The sequence below is a fragment of the Deinococcus sp. AJ005 genome, assembly GCF_009017495.1.
In the GTDB taxonomy this organism is placed as follows: domain Bacteria; phylum Deinococcota; class Deinococci; order Deinococcales; family Deinococcaceae; genus Deinococcus.
Genome location: NZ_CP044991.1, coordinates 36,214 through 53,949 on the forward strand (window position 1 = coordinate 36,214; position 17,736 = coordinate 53,949).

Sequence of the window (17,736 nt, forward strand, 5' to 3'; positions counted from 1 at the left end):
AGCCGGGAAAACCGCAGGGGAGGCCGCGCCAACGGCGCAACGGATCTGGAGACCACTGGAACTGGAGGACAGAAACCGCCTGCCCTTGCCCTTGCCCTGGCACCTGTCATGCTGTCACCGTGCCCCCCACTGATCCTGAGCGCCCCCCGGTGTGGGTGGCCGTGTTCACCTGCATGTGCGCGGGCGGCGGCCTGGCGCTGAACGCCGAGATGGTGGGCGACACCGAGGCGTTCACGCTGGCCCTGCTGATGGCCTCGGTGGCGATTGGCGCGGTGGCCTGGCGGGTCTGGGGCAAATAGGCGCAGCTCCCGACTGAACGGCCCGACTCAACGCGGAGACAAACGGGCGACGCCTCAGCCCCCTGGATGCTGACCCCGCCGCCCTACGCTCTTCCTACTTCTTTTTGCGGCTGTTGCCCAGACCGAGTTTCTGGCCCTTCTCGTGCTTGGCCTGCATCTTGCGCCGGGTCTCGGCGGCCAGCGCCTTAAAATCCACCGCACCCGATTCGGCGGCCTCTGTTGTGAACTGAACCTTCCCCGTTCTCGTCCGGGCCTGTGCGAGCGCGGCCCTGGTCTCCTCAGCCCACTTCTCCGCCCTGGGCGTCACCTCGTACACCATCTCGCGCGTGTTCCGCTGATGGGTGCCTTCAGCGCCTCTGCGGGTGTATTCCTTGGGCAACGTGAACCGTTCGGGCAAATCCGTGGCAACCACCCGGCCATCCCTGACCGCTGCTTTAAAGAGCTTGACAAACGTATCAGACTGCTGCGGGTTTTCTAATTCATTGACGAGATCACTCAATTTACGGTAAGCCATTCCTGAGCATGGCACAGTTTTTAGAACTCAAACAAGTATGATTGTATTCTCTGGGGGGAAGATGAAAACACTCGTCATTGTTGAGTCCCCGGCCAAAGGGAAAAAGATCCAGGGCTATCTGGGCAGTGCGTATAAGGTCAAGGCGAGTTTCGGTCATATCCGGGACCTTCCCGCCAAGAAAGAGGACATCCCCAAGAAATACCAGGGGGAAACCTGGGCACGACTGGGCATTGATGTTCAGAAGGGCTTTGAACCGCTCTACATCATCCCAGCAGAAAAAAAGGCCGTGATCGCAGAACTCAAGAAGCTGGCTGGGGAAGCCGATGAGGTGTTGCTGGCCACCGATGGGGACAGAGAAGGCGAGGGGATCGCGTGGCACCTGGTCCGCGCCCTGGGCCTCAAGGGGAATTTCAAGCGCATGGTGTTTCACGAGATCACCCAGGACGCCATTCTCAAGGCTGTTCAGAACACCCGGCCCCTGGATTATGCCCTGGTGGGCGCACAGGAATCCCGGCGCATCCTGGACCGCCTGTGCGGGTACGGGGTCTCCCCCGCCCTGTGGCAGAGCATCGGGTCTGGTCTCAGCGCAGGGCGGGTGCAGTCGGCAGCCCTGGCTGCCCTGGCCCGCCGGGAGCGGGCGCGCATGGACCATGTCCCAGCAGATTACTGGCGTGTCTTAGCCCAAGTCATGCCCGAGGGTGAGGGCGCTGAACCGTTTACGGCTGTGGTGGTCAGCATCAAGGGGCAGGGTCTGGCTGGCCCCAAAGACTTCGGTGCGGATGGGCAGTTGAAAGCGGATTCCCCGGCACTGGCGATCACGGGGGAACAGGCCGCGCAGACCGTGGCCTTTCTCAAGGCCAAGGGCGTGAAGGTGGCGAAGGTGGAAACCTCGGCGTACTCCACCAGACCTCCCGCACCGTTCACCACCTCGACGCTGCAACAGGCGGCGAGCCGGGCACTGAAGATGGGGCCGAAGAGGACGATGGACGTCGCCCAGAGGCTCTACGAGGGCGGGCGCATTACGTACATGCGGACCGATTCCCCGGCACTGTCTGAGGAGGCGACAGAGGCCGCCCGTGCGGTGGCGGTGGGCCTGTTCGGAGCTGGAAGCATCCCGGCTTCCCCCAGAACGTTTGCGGCTAAGGGGAACGCCCAAGAAGCGCACGAGGCCATCCGGCCTGCGGGCAAGGACTTCAAAGCTCCAGATCAGACGGGCCTTGCGGGGGAAGAACTGTCGCTCTACCGCCTGATCTTCAACCGCACCGTCGCCAGTCAGATGACGGACTTGCAAGGCAGTAAGACGGTGCTGCACCTGAAAAGTGGTGGCGTGGGCCTGCAATCGTCGGGGCGGGTCATTCTTGACCCTGGCTTTACCCGGCTCTACAACGACGAGACCGACAAAAAAGATGAGCAGCAGCTTCCCAATGTCGCCGAGGGGCAGGCCCTTCCCGTCCAGGACGCCAGGGCAGAAGTGAAGAAGACGCCGGCACCGGGGCGCTTCACCGAGGCGTCGCTGATCAAGGCGCTGGAGAGTGCGGGGGTGGGGCGGCCTTCCACCTACGCCAACATTATCGAGGTGCTGAAGAACCGGCAATACACGGCATTAGTCAAGGATCAGTTGTATGTGACCTGGCTGGGGCTGGTGGTGGCCGCGTACCTGCAAGACCAGTTCCCGGCGCTGGTGGACCTGGCGTTCACTGTGAAGATGGAGCGTGATCTGGACCGGATCGCGGCGGGGGAATTGAAACGGGAGGCGTACCTGACGGAGTTCTGGACGAACGGGTTGGCGCAGACCATCCGGGCCGCGCGCCATGGGCCTCCGGCGCTGGCCCTGAGCAAGTTTGCTGGGGTGGTGGTGACGGCGCGGCAGGAGCAGATCGTTATGGTCAGGGATGGAAAGGCAGTGCCGCTGGGGCTGGATCTGGTGCCGGACACACTCACGCCTGAAGTGGTGGAGAAGATCATGGCGGGGGAAACGGTCAGGCCGCGTGAGGCTCGCGGGGCTGCGCCGTCGGGCCAGAGCAAAAAGCGCAAAGGCACAGGCAAACCGAGGAAAAAAGCGTCTTGAGAAAAAGGGGGCGATTCTACCAGTGAAATTGACGGCAATTTCGCTGGCTGGCGTGATGGTGGCCCTGACTTGACCAGGGAAGCAACCCTTCCAGGACAAAGAAATCCTGCCTGGTCTACACTTCGCTGAGTGTCCATCATCTTGCCAGTCGCCGCCCTTGTCGGCGGCTCCCTGCTGGCCTGGTTCCTCTTCGGCCTTCCGGCCCTGTTGCTGGTGCCTCTCCTGCTTGCCGGAGCGTGCTTTTTTGCTTTCTACGGGAATGGTCCGTCTGGCATCGGCGGTTTCGTCCTGACTTTCCTACTGATTCTGATCCTGATCCCGCTCGTGCTGAGTCTCGGGATCGCCCTGAACTTTGACGCTTACGTCGGCCCAAATCCTGGCTCCGATACGTACAGCATCACTGGCCTTTACGTCTACGGAACCCTGATCATCTCGCTGATTTTGTTCGCCGTCCTAGTGGGTGTAATGCGTACCCGGCACTGGCATTTGCAGACGCCAATCGCCCCGTGGTTGTTTCTGACAGGCGTCGCGGCGCTCGCGTACTGGCCACCTCTTCCACTGGATTGCCGGACGATCCAGCAAGATTCCTTTCTCGCACCAGAGGGAGAAATCCGCCGTCAGGACAGTTGGACCAGGCAACTCAACACTGTGCCGGACAACCAGGAGATCCCGCCTGGTTTTGAACCTGAGATGGCCTTTGTCGGCCTGGCCCGCTGTTCGGTAGACCGAGCAGGCCGCCCCAGACCCCTGGGCTTCCGGGCCAGTGATCCCGTATTGCTCGTTGTCCTGCCGGATAAGCGGGACCAGGGCATGACTTCTTACGCTGCACTCTTTGAACCGGGAACCCACCGAAAACTCACGCGCTGGCACGCCTTGCCGATGCCTTACGGGCGGATGCGAAGCTTTCACCCCTCCCTGTTGAACAGCGCCTATTACGAGATGCCGCAGCTCCCCGAAGAGTTTGAAGCGGACCTCCAGCGAAGATGACTGCCCCTGAATGCGGTGGAGAGCAGCGTGGGTGAGGGTCAGGCCTACGCGAGACTGTATGACCTGTTGTTTCTGGGGGTCATCCTTGGCGCGCTGCTGTTCTGGCTGCTGCCCAAACCCAGCAGCCTGCGGCGTGACTTCCTCTCCAAGGCGGGCGGCTGGTTCATCCTGGCCGCCTGCTGGACTCCCTGGCTGGTGCTTTACTTGCTCTTCACCTCGCTGTACTCGGTGGACAACACGGAGTTCGTGGCCGTCTTCGCGGGGGTGACCACGGGACTTCTGATTCTGGCGTATGGGCTGGGTGACCGGCTGCCGCTCCTGGCCCGTGTGGTCTTCGCGCATGCTGCGGTCTGGGGCGGGTTTTTGCTGGCCATTCCGGCAATGCAGTTCCTGATTTCAAGAGATGTGCTGTAGCGGCTGGGCCACCTGAAAGAGCGCCGTGTCCGGGCTGCGCGATACTGCGGCGGTGGCACACCCCTACCATCACGCGGTCAGTTCCAGCAAGAAATTCGGCGGGCAGCCCGAGGAGTTCCTTCCCATTCACGCCTGGTTTGACCAGACCAAGGCGCACCTGCCCGATGTGCGCCACCGCGCCGTTCTCCATTCCAGTCTGGGCATTTTTCTGTGTGAGCAGGTCTTCGGGCCGACGCTGAAACTGTCCACAGGCAAGCGCGTTCCGGTGCGGCTGATCGGCGAACAGCACGTCATGGAGGACATGGGCGGCGTGATTCCCACCGTTCAGGACTGGCTGGGCGAGCTGCCCCTGCGGCCCTGGATGGTGCGCAGCGCGCGCGATCTGAGCGAAGGGGATGGGCCATGATTCCGCGCGGCTTCACTGAAAAACTTCAGGCTCTGGGGGTGGCGCGGGTGCATTTCGCCTACCACTGGCACGAGGACATCTCGCTCTCCGAGGCCGAGGCTTTTGATCACCACGGCGGACCCGTCGCCCTGAGTCCAGACCTGCGAAATGAGATTGAGCAGGCAATGTATGCCAGCGATGTCGATCTTTACGGCGTTTATCTCTGGGACCTGGACTCGGGCATCGTCGCGCCCTTCGGGCAACTGCTGTATCTGGAAGGCAGCCCGGAACATGGAACGTACGTGATCCGCTTTGAAGGCAACGAGGAGCGCATTTTGCAGGTGCGGCAATGGAGGCCGGGGCAACCTGAAGAATTGATCGGCACCTGGCTGACGGACCCTGATCCGAATGTGCGGTTGGCCCTGGCAGAAAACGAACAGATCCCCAGGGCGCTGATTCGTCCGTTGCTGGGTGATCTGTCTGGCGACGTGCAGCGCACCATGCAGTTGTTTGCCCCGCACCCCATGCAGGGTGAATACACCCAGACCTTGATCCGCGCCGGAGACCCACACGCCCTGCCGATGAACCTGAAAGCCCTATCCCATAGCGAGTTTGCCCGAGTCCGGCTGGCGGTGGCGAACAATCCCAATACGCCTGGGCAGGTGCTGAGCGAGTTGGCTGCCGAGTGGCCCTTTGAACTGGCCGTGCTGTGCAATCCGTCCTGCCCACCTGCCCTGCACGCCGTACTGCTGGACCGCCTGGCGAATGAACCGAACAGCGATATTCGGTACGCCGTGGCCGAAGATCCTCGGACGCCCTGGGCCTTGCTGGAACGCTGGCAGCATGACCCTGACCCATACCTGCGTTACCGGGTGGGCAAGCACCCGCATACCCCGCTGGGTGCCCTGAAGGCTCTTGAATATGACCCTGCCGAAGCCGTGCAAAGCGCTCTGGAAGACCGGGCAGAAGAGCTTTCATCCCCAACGGATCTCAGTGAAGGCGAGGTGTCGGGGGGTCAACTCAGTCTGGCGCAGCAGTGGGAAGCGGCGAGGAATGAAGACCTGGCCTTCTGGCTGGGGCGGATGCCTGGGTTGTTCCCGGACGTGTTGACGTATTACCTGGGTCACCCGCGCAAGGCCCAGATTGTCGCCCACAGAAGTGATCTAACGCCGGAGCAGATGCAGACGCTGGCGGATTCCGGGACCACCGAAACGCGCCGCAAGCTGGCTGAGAATCCCTTCCTTCCGGCAGAGACCGCCCAGCAGTTGGCCCGTGACCCGGATGAATGGGTCAGGGTGGCCGTGGCCGGGCGGCCCCGCTTACCCGAGGCCCTTCAGCAGGTGCTGGCCCAGGATGAGTCGTGGTGGGTTCGCCTCAAGCTTACCAGGGCGGTACACCTCTTGCCTTCTACCTGGGAACGGCTGGCGGCTGATCCCAGCATGTCTGAATGGCTGCTGCAAAACCCACAGGTGCCGGTTTCCGTGGCCCGGCAGGTGCTGGAGCGGCTGGATGGCAAATACAGCTTTCTTCCCACAGAACATGCCCGCCCTGAACTTCTGGCCCTGTTCAGCGAGTACGCCAGTGGCAGTGATCTGCTGGCGCTGGCGCACAACCCAGCCACCCCGCAGTCCCCCATCATTGCCCTGTTCCGTCGGCTGCTGGGCGAGGGCCATGATCCGTTGACCTTTTTGATTGCCGATCCTGCGACGCCGCCCGAACTGCTGCGCCGGCTGATGGTGTCTGAGCATGACCTTGAGTTGATCCGTCACCCGGCCATGACGGCACAGGGGCTGTCGGAACTGGTAGACCGGCGGATCGCGGCGCGGTTTCACCGGTCGGTGGATCTGGACGTGGTGCAGCCTATTCTGGCCTCGCCCGTCGTGACGCCGGACATCATCGAAAAGCTGATCGTCCCCGCCACGTTCAGAAAAGAGTTCCGTCTTGCGGTAGCCGCTACCCCCCATCTGCTCCCACAGGTGTACTGGAGGCTGTTGGGAGATCCGAACACCGAAGTCATTGATGCTCTTCAGCGCAATGGCACGTTGCCACCTGATCTGCGTGAACGGCTCAGTGCGCCGTAACCCCTGACTCACGTCTCAGCCCTTCTCCACACCGCAGTGGAGAGCGACACCTGCTGGACCTAGCCACGGCTCTGAACGGCTCAGCGTGCGCCTGGCTATGGGGCGGCCAGGGCGGCATTGACCTAGATGAGCAGCGGGACCGCTGGGAGGACACTCGAACCCCAGACGATCAGATGGATAGGTGAGTTTCAGGGGTTGGCCCTCCGGCCTGAACTTGGACCCGGTACTTTCCACCGTGTATGCCCGCTGGAGCCTTCTCGACGACAAGGAGTCCGTCTTTGACCAGTCCAGACAGTGCGTTCGCCCAGGTGCGGGAGCTGCCGCCCAGGTCCGCCGCCAGACTGCGCGCGGAATGCTGACCAGGATTGCTGTGAATGTGCAGCCACACCAATTTCTCGGAGGCGCTGGAGCTATGGAGGCGTGTGGGTAATCGTTTCATGGGTTTCCCTCGGTGCCGAAGCTGGGTGGGGCTGAGGCGCGGGCGCGGGCGGAAGCGGAGGGCGTTAGAGCCTAGGCCTGCGTGTCTCTCCACGTCCCGGCCCCTGTCGCCGTCTGGGCCTTTCGTTTCCGCTTTTCTGAGGTGGCCCCCCCTTTGAGTGGATGGGCCACCGTACCGGGCTACAGGCTCAGCCGTTGGGCGAGCGTGACTTGACCCGTTGGGGCTTCGGCTCGTTCGCGGTCTGAATGATCAGGGCCAGACGGTCTGTCACGGTCTGCGCCAGTCGCTGCGGGTCATAGCACCCGTCGTTGAGGATCGCGTCAAACATCACATAGCCCAGATACAGGCCCAGTCCCTCGGCGGCACTTTCCCGGCGGCGGCACTGGCCCTTCAACATATTGGAGTAAAGCAGGCTTCCCTCTGGACGGGTCTTCGTAATGCCCATCAGCGTGCGGTATGCGGTGGTGGCGTCCCGCAGCTCCAGGGCCGAAAAGTCTCTGCTGAATTCAAACTTTGCTATGGTCATCTTGACCTCCCGAGGTCTCGTAAGGGTGGCCGTGAGAAGTTCCCCTTACAAGACACAGTGTAGCATTCTATGCATACTGCGTCAAGCGCTTAAGCCCGCCCAGCGCGGGTTTTTCGCTTTTTGATCAAGACACAGCGCGTGGCGGTTTTAGCCTCCCCTGCACACCCTTCATGCTGACCACGGGCCGGGCAGGTCCGGCACTTCGTCGCTCCTGGCCCCCTCCCCCTTGCTTCTGCCGGGGCCAGAGGGGGTAGACGGAGCGTTGCTCTGAGCGGCTGTGGGCGGCGTTTCATCAGCCTGCTGTCTTTGCCGCCCAGAGCGCCCTTAGCTCCGTCTCAGGGGGAGACTTCCCCCCTTAAAAGATTCGGAACGTCCTGTGACAGGCCATGCACCTCCCTGCGCCGTTGCCCCAGCTCTCGGCCTTGGAAACTTGCAGATCAGGGAAGACAGATCGTGCGTCCTACATCACCGCAGTCTCCAGGCCAGGACACCCGTCAGAAGCAAAAAAGCCAGATTCGGCACCCAGGCGGCCAGGACCGGATCAATTGCGCCCGCGCCTGCCAAGCCCGGCATGGTGCTCCACAGCACGTAGAAGCACACGATAAAGACCAGCACAGCGGCAAATGCAGCAGCACGATTGCGGATGAGCAAACCGAGCAGTCCAGCAGCCAGAGCGAAAATCACGGGGGTCATCGGATCGGCAACGCGGGCGGCCAACTGGAAGGTGTAGTCACGCCGGAGTTTGCGTCCCAGTGTGTTGCTATCCAGGGCAGCACGCAGCGCCACATTGCTGACCTGCTTGGCCTCCAGCGGCGGCGAGCGCAGGGTATCGTTTTGCGGCACCACCAGCTTTCCCAGTTGCTGGAAAGGGTTTTTGCCAGGCTGGATGATCCAGGCGTCCATGAGCGTCCAGGTTTTTTGCTGTGAATCCCAGGTCCCGAACGACGCCGTGATGGTTTCGTCACCGCGCTGCACCATCACGCCTTTGAGCTGGGCCACCTGACTGCCCTCGTTATTCACCACGCGGCCCGCGTAGTACAGCGCGCCGGGCGGCGCATACGTATATTTCTCTTGCCTGGGCGGAGGAGGGGCCTGATCGTAAATGTTGAACCACGCGCGGTCCCAGTTCGCCAGACCCGCTGGGACAAACGTTCCCGCATTGAAATACGCCAGTACGCCCACCAGCGCGAAAGGAAGCGTGAGCGGCCACACCAGGCTCAGCGGACGAACGCCGCTGGCAAAGACGGCTTTCAGTTCGTTGTCGCTCTGCATGCGCGAGAAAGTCAGCAGGATGGCGAACGGCACTGCCATAACCAGGGTCTTGTTTAGGCTGTCTGGGAGGATCAGCACAAAGGCGGTCAGCGCCTTGCCAAATGGTGGGTGATACGTCAGGAGCTTGTCCACCGTGGTACTCAGTGCGTTGGTCATCAGCAGGGACATGAACAGGACGACACCCGTCAGATACCAACGCATCACCTCCCCAAGGACTGCTCGAATCAGGATCACAAGCGAAATTCTATTGACTCCAGAATGAGGAAGAACCACGGCAAAGCCCTGAATCTGGCCGCCCCACACCACAAGACCCCGCCCGCGCCCGCGCTTCCTGGGAAAGCATCTGGATGGTGAGACCCGCCTTCAACGGCCCTGCGGCCTGAGCATGGCCCAGCGCCCTTCTGGGCGGGAAGTGGCCCGCTGCAAGCGGTAGAACTGGCTGACAGGCCACGGTGCCGGACTATCCACCCCCCCACTGCTCCAGCTTCGGCATACTGAAGACCAATGACTCCAGAAGAATTCGTGGCACTGTACAAGCCACTGGCCGCCAGCGAGCGTGCCTCGGCTCAGACCTGGTTCAACGATCTGTGTGATCTGCTCGATGTGGCCAGACCCATCAGCCTCAAGTCTTCGGCTGCGGATTATGGTTTCGAAAAACATGTGAGCAAGCTGGCGGGTGAGGCTGGCTTTGTAGACGTTTGGAAGCGTGACGCCTTCGGCTGGGAGTTTAAACGCAAGGGCGGCAGCCTATCTAAAGCCTTAACGCAAGTGACTGCATACAGAAACGACATTGACAACCCACCTCTTCTGATCGTTTCCGATATCAATAAGATCGAAATTCACACTAATTTCACTGGTACACAAAAAGTCGTGGAAATATTTGAGCTTGACGATCTTTTAATAGATAAAGTAAGGCTCAGGCTTAAGCAGATTTGGGAAAATCCATACTCCTTCGATCCTAGTATCAAGAGAGCAGACTTGACTACGGGCGCTGTCAAAAATCTAATGGCCGTCAGCGAATTGCTTAAGCATGAGGGCCAGGACCCTGACTATGTGGCTCATTTTCTGGTACGCTGCGTGTTCACCCTCTTCGCCGAACGAACCGAAATCCTGCCACACAGGGTCTTCACCCTCATGCTGTCATCCGCTGAGAGTCTTCCCGCTGAACAAGTACCTGCGGCATTCCGAGACATGTGCGGGCAGTTGTTCCGACTGATGCAGACTGGCGGCATAAGTCTGCTCGGCCCTATTCCTCACATCAATGGCGGTGTGTTCACCGACCCCACGGCACCGCTGATGGGTGTTGAAGGCGTGCGCTCTTTGAAAACGGCTGCGACGCAGGACTGGTCACTGCTGGAGCCAAGCATCTTCGGCACCCTTTTCGAGAACATCATTGACCCTGACAAACGAGGGGACGCAGGCATCCACTACACACCCATTCAAGACATCTTGGATGTTCTTTTGCCTACCGTCATGCAGCCCTTGCGGGATGAGTGGAGGGCGCTACGCCTGACACTTGAACCTTTGGGTGAGGAGATCCAACAGGCCCGCACCGCTGGGGCTGGAGCTGGGTTATTCGCTGCGGGCGCACTGGGTGAAGCGCTGGTAGAGGAGGCTGTAGGCAAGCTCAAGGCGTTCCAGCAACGCCTGACACGAGTAACAGCCCTCGATGCAGCAATGGGTTCAGGAAATTTCCTTTTCGTTCTCCAGCGGCTGTTGCTCGATCTGGAAGCTGAAGTGCGCGCAACCATCCGTTCTCTCAGCGGGGAGGACGTGCCGCCCGCCATCTTGCCCCATCAGTTTTTGGGTATCGAGGTCAATCCCTACGCCCACGAGATCGCCAGCATGGTGCTGTGGATCGGTTATCTCCAGTGGATGCGCCAGCATGGCCTGAAGCTCACGCGCTCACCCGTCCTGGAAGCTTTGCCAGGTTTGGAAAATCGCGATGCCATCCTAAATTTCCGCACCGATCCGGCGACGGGTGAACAGGTGGCTGAGTCGGCCCCGTGGCCGAAAGCTGAATTTGTCATAGGCAACCCGCCATTCATTGGTGACAAGGCGATGCGCCGCGCACTCGGAGACGGGTACGTTGAGGCCCTCCACAATGTTTTTGGTGGAGCCGTACCTGCCAATGCCGACTTTGTGACGTACTGGTTAGAGAAGGCCCGCGTTGCCATCAAGCAGGGCGCTACCGAGCGTGCAGGCTTCGTGACTACACAGAGCATCCGCACGGGCGGCAGCCGTAAAGTTCTAGAAAACATCTTAGACACCGGTGGAATCTTCATGGCCTGGCAGAATCGCCCCTGGACCTCGGACGGCGCAGCAGTGCGCGTCAGTATCCTTGCCTTCGATAAAGGGCAGGAATCGAGCCGAACACTCGACGGCCAAGCGGTGCCGAACATCACCGCCAGTCTGACAACTGGGGAGGACACGCGCGCTGCGCTGCCCTTGCGGGAGAACGATAAGTTGGCGTTTCAAGGTCCAGTCAAAATCGGCAAGTTCGAGATTTCAGGTGCTGATGCGAGAACATGGCTAACGGCCAGCAATTCCAGTGGTAAAGCGAATAGTGATGTAATTAAGCCGTGGATCAATGGAAAAGACATCACTGATCGTCCACTGGATCGTTGGATTGTAGATTTCGATATGCGCTCAGAAGCGGAAGCAAAAGATTACCGTCTACCTTTTGACTACGTAGAAACGGAAGTAAAGCCTGAGCGGCTGAGAAATAATCGGGAAGGGAGAAGGAAGGTGTGGTGGCGTCTGGGAGAAACTGGCGCAGCCCTTAAAGCGGCTACGGCAGGTCTTTCACGCATTCTTGTCACGCCGCGCGTTTCGAGATATCGAATCTGGGCATGGGTGCCTGCTGACACGTTGCCAGACAGCCGCGTTCTGGCTGTTGCCCGTGACGATGACTTCACTTTCGGCGTGTTGCATTCGCGGGCACACGAGGTCTGGAGTCTGGCGAACAGCAAACCGCACGGCGTGGGAAATGATCCTACTTACGTCGCTGAAAGCTGCTTCCAACCCTTCCCCTTTCCAGTACCAGATGCAGTCCAGCGAGCGAACATTGGGAAGTTGGCGAAGCATCTAAACGCCGAGCGCGAGCGCCTTTTGGCTGCCGACAAGACACTTACCATGCGGGAGCTGTATCAACGGATTGGGGAACAGAAAAAGGAGAGAAACCGAGGTGCGACGGCCTATCAGATTCTCCTCGCCCATGAAGATCTGGACGCTGCTGTGCTTGAGGTCTACGGGTGGCCCGTCGCCATCACTGACACTGATCTCCTTACCAATCTTCTGAAATTAAACGCTGAACGTGCCGCCGCCGAAAAATTGGAACAGGAGCAGGAAGCTCTTGCAGCCACTGCTGAGCGGGCAGCCGGGAGAGAGACAGCGAAAGCAGCGCGGGCAGTCATCCGGAACGCTGAGAAAGCAGCTACGCGAGAGGCAAAACGAGCAACTTCGCGCAAGTCTCAAAAGGTGTCGAAGGAAGCGCGGGGGACGGAATCCTGACACTATCCAAAGCCAATGCCCGGCCCCCGTGCTTACTTGAATTTGAAATGCGAAGAGAATATATGGTGGTGCAGGTAACGAAAAGCAACGTGGTGTACGACATCCGGGTCTATACTCCCGGCCTGGGATGGGACGGTGGGCGAGTGTCTGCAACGCTTGCCGAATGGCACCAGAAGCATCCTCAGCATCAGCCCCAAGTTGGCCTGAAGTTCAGCAAGTAAACTCTGCGGCCCCGCCCCCTACCCTAAATCTGGGATGGAAGGCGGGGTACTTTAATTGCCGGATTTCTACAGCAGCAGGTTCAGTCCTCAATCTTCTGAACAATCTCAGCCCTGAACTCCGCGTCCTCCACATACCGCAGGATCAGCGCCTCCAGCACGTCCTCCATACGGACCTTGTGACCCTGCTCCTGCACTTCCAGGAGCTGCCGCTTGAGGGAATAGCGCACGCTGGGCCGGATGCGGGTGCTGAATGTCTCGCGCTTCTCTGGGGTGGGTCTGTCCAGCGCGGATGGGGTGGCCGTCGTTTCCTCAACTGAAGCGGCGTCCTTCTCCTCTTCCCGCGAAACACGCAGGTTCTTGAGGCCGTCGCGGAGGCTCACAGCGTTGCTCCGGCCATCGTGATGACCTCCTGGGTCACGCGGCCATACTCAGCCCACAGTCCTTTCGCCAGCGGGTTGCCACGCACGTCGCGCACCAGGACGCCGCCGTTGTTAGCGTCCCGGAATGCCTCGGACAGCCGGATGGTCTGAGACAGCGCTGGAATCCCGGCGTCCTCCAGGGCAGCCCGCGCGTCGGCCAGTTTGCGCTCACTGCCGGGACGCGCCATCGTTAGCAGAGCCGCGTACCTGCCCTCTGGAATCCCAGCGGCGCGCAGCACCTCCACAGTCTGTGCCATGCCGTCCATGCCGCCCAAGTCAGGGGTACTGGGCAGGATCAGGGCGGCGCTGGACTCGGCCAGATCCACCAAGTCTGCGTCTTCCAGACCGCCGCGTGAGTCGATCACCACGGCGTCATACTTGCCCGCCCCGCTGAGTGAGGCCATGCCGCCTACGGTAAAGGGCAGCTCGCCGCCCCGGCCCCAGGCGGTGGCGGTGCGGATGCGGTCCCCGTCGGCCAGCAGGACCGTGCGTCCGGCCCCGGCTAGGTGGGCGGCGATGTGGACGGCGGATGTGGTTTTGCCCACGCCGCCTTTGAGACTGGCGAGGGCCAGCACCAGCGGGCCGTTGCGGGGGCGTTCATGTGTCATATAGCCCAGTCTATGCTATTTCTGACTTTCTGATAAGTAATAAATAAAGTCAGACTGTCAGAAAGCCAGAAACCTGATTTTGAGGTAGTGGGATTTATGGTCCGTCAGAGGCTAGGAAACGCCATACTAGGCGGAACATGCCTGAAAGAATTTATTGCGCGTTGGCCGTCATTAGGTGACAGTGGGCCGTTTCGAGAATATGAGGCACGACAGCTCACGTTTAGAGCTGAATTCTAGTTTAAGTAGCACAGGAGGGTAAACGTGACTACCGAGAAAGTAGAAATCAACTCCCAAGGTATACGACGGATTCTAAAAAAGTACACACCTGGCCAGGCTATTGCTGAATATATTTGGAACGGTTTTGACGCAGGTGCTTCTACTGTCTCACTTGACTTTAAAGTTGGGGGCATACCGAACGGCGCGCTAGAATCTCTAAAAATCTCAGATAACGGTTCTGGTATATCGCATTTATCATTAAAGCAAGAGTTTAAACCTTTTTTCGTGTCCAAAAAATATGATGATGATAAACAGAAGAAGACGCTACCTCACGGCAAGAAAGGCTATGGCAGATTAACGTTTTTTGTCTTTGCCACGAAAGCTAGATGGACCACGGTTTTTTTAGAAGAAAAAGTAAATAAATCTTATAGTATAGCTATAGATTCAAGAAATTTGCAAGAATTTGAAGCTATTAAGCCTTCATTATCAGATAAAGGTACAGGAACTATTGTAGAATTTGAAAATATTACTTTGACGACATTCTCAATGGGAGAGATTGAGCGTTTTTTACAAGCAGAATTTGCTTTTTTTCTTGAACTTAACAAGTATAATGCCTATTCAATAAAAATAAATGGGTTCCCATTAAAATATGACCTCTTAATGATTAAAAAAGAAGTAGAAAATCTAATTATTTCGACTAAGCCTACTTTAGAATTTGAAATCACTACTGTCCAGTGGACAGATCGAAATACCGAATTCTCAAACATATACTTGATTAATTCAGAAGGTGAAGAGGTATATAAAACTACTAGTCGGCTCAATAAAAAAGGCGATTCGTTTTTGCATAGTGTCTATATAGTTAGTAGATTTTTCGATAATTTTTTTGTTCATGCTGGTGACAATACTATTCCCGCTCTTGGCATTACTAATAGTAATAAAGATCCAGAATACAAAACAGTCATCGAAAGAGTAGAAAATATACTAAGAGAAATCCGAAAGCCATATTTAAAGGGTAAATCTAATCTGATCATTAATCAATTAGAGAAAGAGGGAGTATTCCCTGATTTTAATTCTTCGCATTTTTTAGAGAAATATAGACATGATGAACTTGTCTTAATAGTTAGAGAGCTTTATATCGCTGAGCCACGTCTCTTTAACGAACTAAACATTGATCAGAAAAAAATCTTTATTAGATTTCTGGATCTCTTATTGACTTCAAACGCTAGAAACGAGGTTTTTGAGGTACTAGAGTCTATTGTTAATCTTGATGAAGAGGAAGTTAAAAATTTAAGCAGCATGATAAAAAGAACAAGCCTAGAGAGTATAATAAATACTGTAGAATTAATAGAAGATAGGCTCAGAGTAATAGAAAATCTAAAACAATTAGTTTTTAAACCTGAATTGAATACTAATGAAAAGGACCATCTTCAGAAACTTATCGAAAAACACTATTGGATATTTGGAGAGCAATTTCACTTGGTAACAGCGGAGGAACCAGATTTTGAAGAAGCATTACGAAGATATCGGCGAAAAGTATATGGCGAGAGTAGCGATATAAATATCAACTCATCTGATAAACAGAAAGAGATGGATATTTTTGCAATCAGACAAAATAAATTTTCAGAATCTATAGAGCATATAGTCGTTGAGCTGAAACACCCTAAAATAAATTTAGGCGAAAAAGAATTATCTCAAGTCAAGAGATATATGCGAGTTATCTTATCAGAAGATCGATTCAATGCGGGAAATATGGATTGGAAGTTCTATCTTATTGGCAATGATTTCATGAAAGATGGATATATTGAAGGTGAAATACAGAGTGCCGAACAGCATGGCGAAAGATTTCTAGTTTATTCATTGAATAATATAAAAATATATATAATTAAATGGTCCGAAATTATAACTTCTTTAGAGGTTAGATTTAATTATCTCCTCGAAAAATTCAAAACAAAGCGGAATGAATTAGCATCTCAAGCGACGACTGCACAGGGAGTTTTGGCAGAAAATATTTCTCTTACCTCGGTAATGCCGTCTCAAATTGCTAGAGGTAAACAGAAAAAACCATAGTTAAGGGTTAACAACTTATTGTGGAATACAATGTAACCCCAATACTCATAAACCCGTACTATCTGGCGTATTGTTTACATTCCTTTTTACTTAATAAACGGCCAGCATTTTAGATCACTTCTCGCCCTTCACGATTTCCACTTCCCACTGCCAGTATGGGGTATACCCCATACTGGGCGTCAGATTGAACTACCAAAGATGCGATAAATACGGCCAAAACCAAGCACATTTTTGAGAGATGCTGAGGGTCTAAGAAGCTACCCTGACACACTGCCGAGACCCTCAAGGGAGCCGTTGGGTCTCACCCCTCGGCTGAAAGTTGGATGATCTTCGTCCCTGTACACAGTAAAACGGGATTATGACTGCCCAGCCCAGCTCCGCCGAAGTCAGGTCCATCTCGCCCATCTGGCCGTTGTGGAAGCGACTGGGGTTCCGGTTCGCCGTGGTCTATGGCCTGCTGTACGTCACGGCGGGCCTGTTTCTGAACTGGCGTCCGGTGACGGAGTGGGCGGCCTGGTCCGTGCTGGGGCGGGTGTTGCCTGTGCGGTCTCCCCAGAACGAGAGCGGGGACACGCTGGAAAACTACGTACTGATGGGGCTGTATCTAGTGGTGGCTGTGATGATTGCACTGCTCTGGAGTGTGCTGGAACGCCGGGGCAACCTGACGGAGCGGCTCTCCTGGCCTGTCCACACGGTGCTGCGCCTCTACCTGGGTTTCGTGCTGCTCGGCTACGGCTGGGCCAAGATCCTCCTGGCGCAGATGCCCGCCTTGCAACTGACAGACCTCACGGTCCCGCTGGGCGAGATGAGTCCGATGGGCCTGCTGTGGCGCTCGGTGGCCTTTTCCCCGCTGTATGAAGTCATGGGGGGCGTGGCTGAGGCGGTTGCCGGGACGCTGCTGCTGTTCCGCCGCACCAGTCTGCCCGGCGCGCTGCTGGGGGCGGGCGTGCTGGCCTATGTGTTCCTGCTCAATCTCAGTTTCGACGTACCGGTCAAGCTCTACAGCCTGCATCTGCTGCTCTTTAGTCTGCTGACCCTGACGCCGTTCCTGCCGCGCCTGAGCGCCCTGTTACTGAACAGCAGGGTAGAGCCGATCCACTTTCCGACCCGGCACGCGCGGCCCCTGCGGCACTGGACGGCAGTGGGCCTCCAGACGGTGGTGCTGCTCGCCGCCTTGGTGGTGCCGCCACTCATCATGGCTCAAAGCAAGCGTGGGTCTGCCACCATTCCCAGCAGCGGCGCCCTGGCTGGCATCTACCGCGTGCTGGACGATTCACGCCCGGCAGCATCCAGCCTTTCAGAAGATCGGCGCTGGCATACCGTCACTTTCAATGACCGCTTCTACCGACAGGGCGGGGCAAAGGGTGAGATCTTTCTGCCCGTGCCCCTGCGGGTGGAACTGGTGAACGGCACGCGATTGAATGGCAGCTATCAGGACGATCCCACGGCGAGCACCGTTCAAATCGATCTGGCGGGCGTGGCCTACATGTTCAAGTACCAGATAAAGGGCGGCCTCCAGCTTACGGCACCAGATGGCACCCGCCTGTCCCTGGGGCCAGACACGGACGCCACCCGGCTGACCACGCGCGGCTTTCACTGGGTGAACGAGGTGCCGGACAACCGCTGAGGCCAAACGGTGGGGGTCTCACCCAGCGCCGCTCAGGCTCCAGCGTTGAGGACACCTGTCAAAGTGGACGTGCTGTCGTA

The 17,736-nt window shown here is 57.4% G+C and carries 15 protein-coding genes; 9 read left to right on the forward strand and 6 right to left on the reverse strand.

What is annotated here, in order from left to right; all coding sequences use genetic code 11:
- Positions 1–119 precede the first annotated feature (119 nt).
- Positions 120–299, forward strand: coding sequence for a hypothetical protein (locus DAAJ005_RS18410; RefSeq protein WP_151848710.1), 180 nt, complete (start codon positions 120–122; stop codon positions 297–299).
- A gap of 94 nt (positions 300–393) precedes the next feature.
- On the opposite strand, the gene DAAJ005_RS18415 is transcribed toward DAAJ005_RS18410, so the two are convergent.
- Positions 394–813, reverse strand: coding sequence for a hypothetical protein (locus tag DAAJ005_RS18415; RefSeq protein WP_151848711.1), 420 nt, complete (start codon positions 811–813; stop codon positions 394–396).
- Positions 814–874: 61 nt separating this feature from the next.
- On the opposite strand from DAAJ005_RS18415, the gene topA reads away from it, so the two are divergent.
- The 5 genes from topA to DAAJ005_RS18440 all read left to right on the forward strand — a co-directional run bounded on the left by topA (position 875) and on the right by DAAJ005_RS18440 (position 6,748).
- Positions 875–2,881: a type I DNA topoisomerase gene (gene topA / locus DAAJ005_RS18420; protein WP_151848712.1), complete on the forward strand. Its 2,007-nt coding sequence runs from the start codon at positions 875–877 to the stop codon at positions 2,879–2,881.
- A 129-nt stretch (positions 2,882–3,010) separates the two neighbouring features.
- Positions 3,011–3,868 carry a hypothetical protein gene (locus DAAJ005_RS18425; RefSeq protein ID WP_151848713.1) on the forward strand — a complete coding sequence of 286 codons (858 nt, stop codon included), beginning with the start codon at positions 3,011–3,013 and terminating at the stop codon, positions 3,866–3,868.
- Positions 3,869–3,895: 27 nt separating this feature from the next.
- The gene (locus DAAJ005_RS18430) at positions 3,896–4,282 is read left to right on the forward strand and encodes a hypothetical protein (RefSeq protein ID WP_151848714.1); all 387 of its coding nucleotides are present in this window, start codon (positions 3,896–3,898) and stop codon (positions 4,280–4,282) included.
- A gap of 52 nt (positions 4,283–4,334) precedes the next feature.
- Positions 4,335–4,688 carry a hypothetical protein gene (locus DAAJ005_RS18435; protein WP_151848789.1) on the forward strand — a complete coding sequence of 118 codons (354 nt, stop codon included), beginning with the start codon at positions 4,335–4,337 and terminating at the stop codon, positions 4,686–4,688.
- Positions 4,685–6,748 (forward strand): hypothetical protein, encoded by a 2,064-nt coding sequence (locus tag DAAJ005_RS18440; RefSeq protein WP_151848715.1) that lies wholly within the window; start codon positions 4,685–4,687, stop codon positions 6,746–6,748. Before DAAJ005_RS18435 ends, DAAJ005_RS18440 begins: the two co-directional genes overlap by 4 nt.
- A 169-nt stretch (positions 6,749–6,917) precedes the next feature.
- Here the strand turns inward: DAAJ005_RS18440 and DAAJ005_RS18445 are convergent, their stop codons facing one another.
- The 3 genes from DAAJ005_RS18445 to DAAJ005_RS18455 all read right to left on the reverse strand — a co-directional run bounded on the left by DAAJ005_RS18445 (position 6,918) and on the right by DAAJ005_RS18455 (position 9,219).
- Complete coding sequence (locus DAAJ005_RS18445) at positions 6,918–7,187, reverse strand: hypothetical protein (protein ID WP_151848716.1); 270 nt, start codon at positions 7,185–7,187, stop codon at positions 6,918–6,920.
- A 187-nt stretch (positions 7,188–7,374) separates the two neighbouring features.
- The gene (locus DAAJ005_RS18450; protein WP_151848717.1) at positions 7,375–7,713 is read right to left on the reverse strand and encodes a hypothetical protein; all 339 of its coding nucleotides are present in this window, start codon (positions 7,711–7,713) and stop codon (positions 7,375–7,377) included.
- Between the two features lie 465 nt (positions 7,714–8,178).
- On the reverse strand, positions 8,179–9,219 hold the full coding sequence (locus tag DAAJ005_RS18455) for an LptF/LptG family permease (protein WP_370519832.1): 1,041 nt from the start codon (positions 9,217–9,219) through the stop codon (positions 8,179–8,181).
- Between the two features lie 270 nt (positions 9,220–9,489).
- On the opposite strand from DAAJ005_RS18455, the gene DAAJ005_RS18460 reads away from it, so the two are divergent.
- The gene (locus DAAJ005_RS18460; protein ID WP_151848718.1) at positions 9,490–12,498 is read left to right on the forward strand and encodes a DNA methyltransferase; all 3,009 of its coding nucleotides are present in this window, start codon (positions 9,490–9,492) and stop codon (positions 12,496–12,498) included.
- 301 nt (positions 12,499–12,799) lie between these two features.
- On the opposite strand, the gene DAAJ005_RS18465 is transcribed toward DAAJ005_RS18460, so the two are convergent.
- Together DAAJ005_RS18465 and DAAJ005_RS18470 are read right to left on the reverse strand one after the other, a co-directional pair.
- Positions 12,800–13,099, reverse strand: a complete 300-nt coding sequence (locus tag DAAJ005_RS18465) for a hypothetical protein (protein WP_151848719.1) — start codon at positions 13,097–13,099, stop codon at positions 12,800–12,802.
- A complete protein-coding gene (locus DAAJ005_RS18470) occupies positions 13,096–13,746 on the reverse strand; it encodes a ParA family protein (protein WP_151848720.1) in 651 nt (216 codons plus the stop codon). Before DAAJ005_RS18470 ends, DAAJ005_RS18465 begins: the two co-directional genes overlap by 4 nt.
- Before the next feature lie 261 nt (positions 13,747–14,007).
- Here DAAJ005_RS18470 and DAAJ005_RS18475 point away from each other — a divergent pair, with 261 nt between their 5' ends.
- Both DAAJ005_RS18475 and DAAJ005_RS18480 read left to right on the forward strand, forming a co-directional pair.
- Positions 14,008–16,029, forward strand: coding sequence for an ATP-binding protein (locus DAAJ005_RS18475; protein ID WP_151848721.1), 2,022 nt, complete (start codon positions 14,008–14,010; stop codon positions 16,027–16,029).
- 358 nt (positions 16,030–16,387) lie between these two features.
- Entirely contained in the window at positions 16,388–17,656 is a 1,269-nt protein-coding gene (locus DAAJ005_RS18480; RefSeq protein WP_151848722.1) for a hypothetical protein, read from the forward strand.
- Positions 17,657–17,736: the final 80 nt, after the last annotated feature.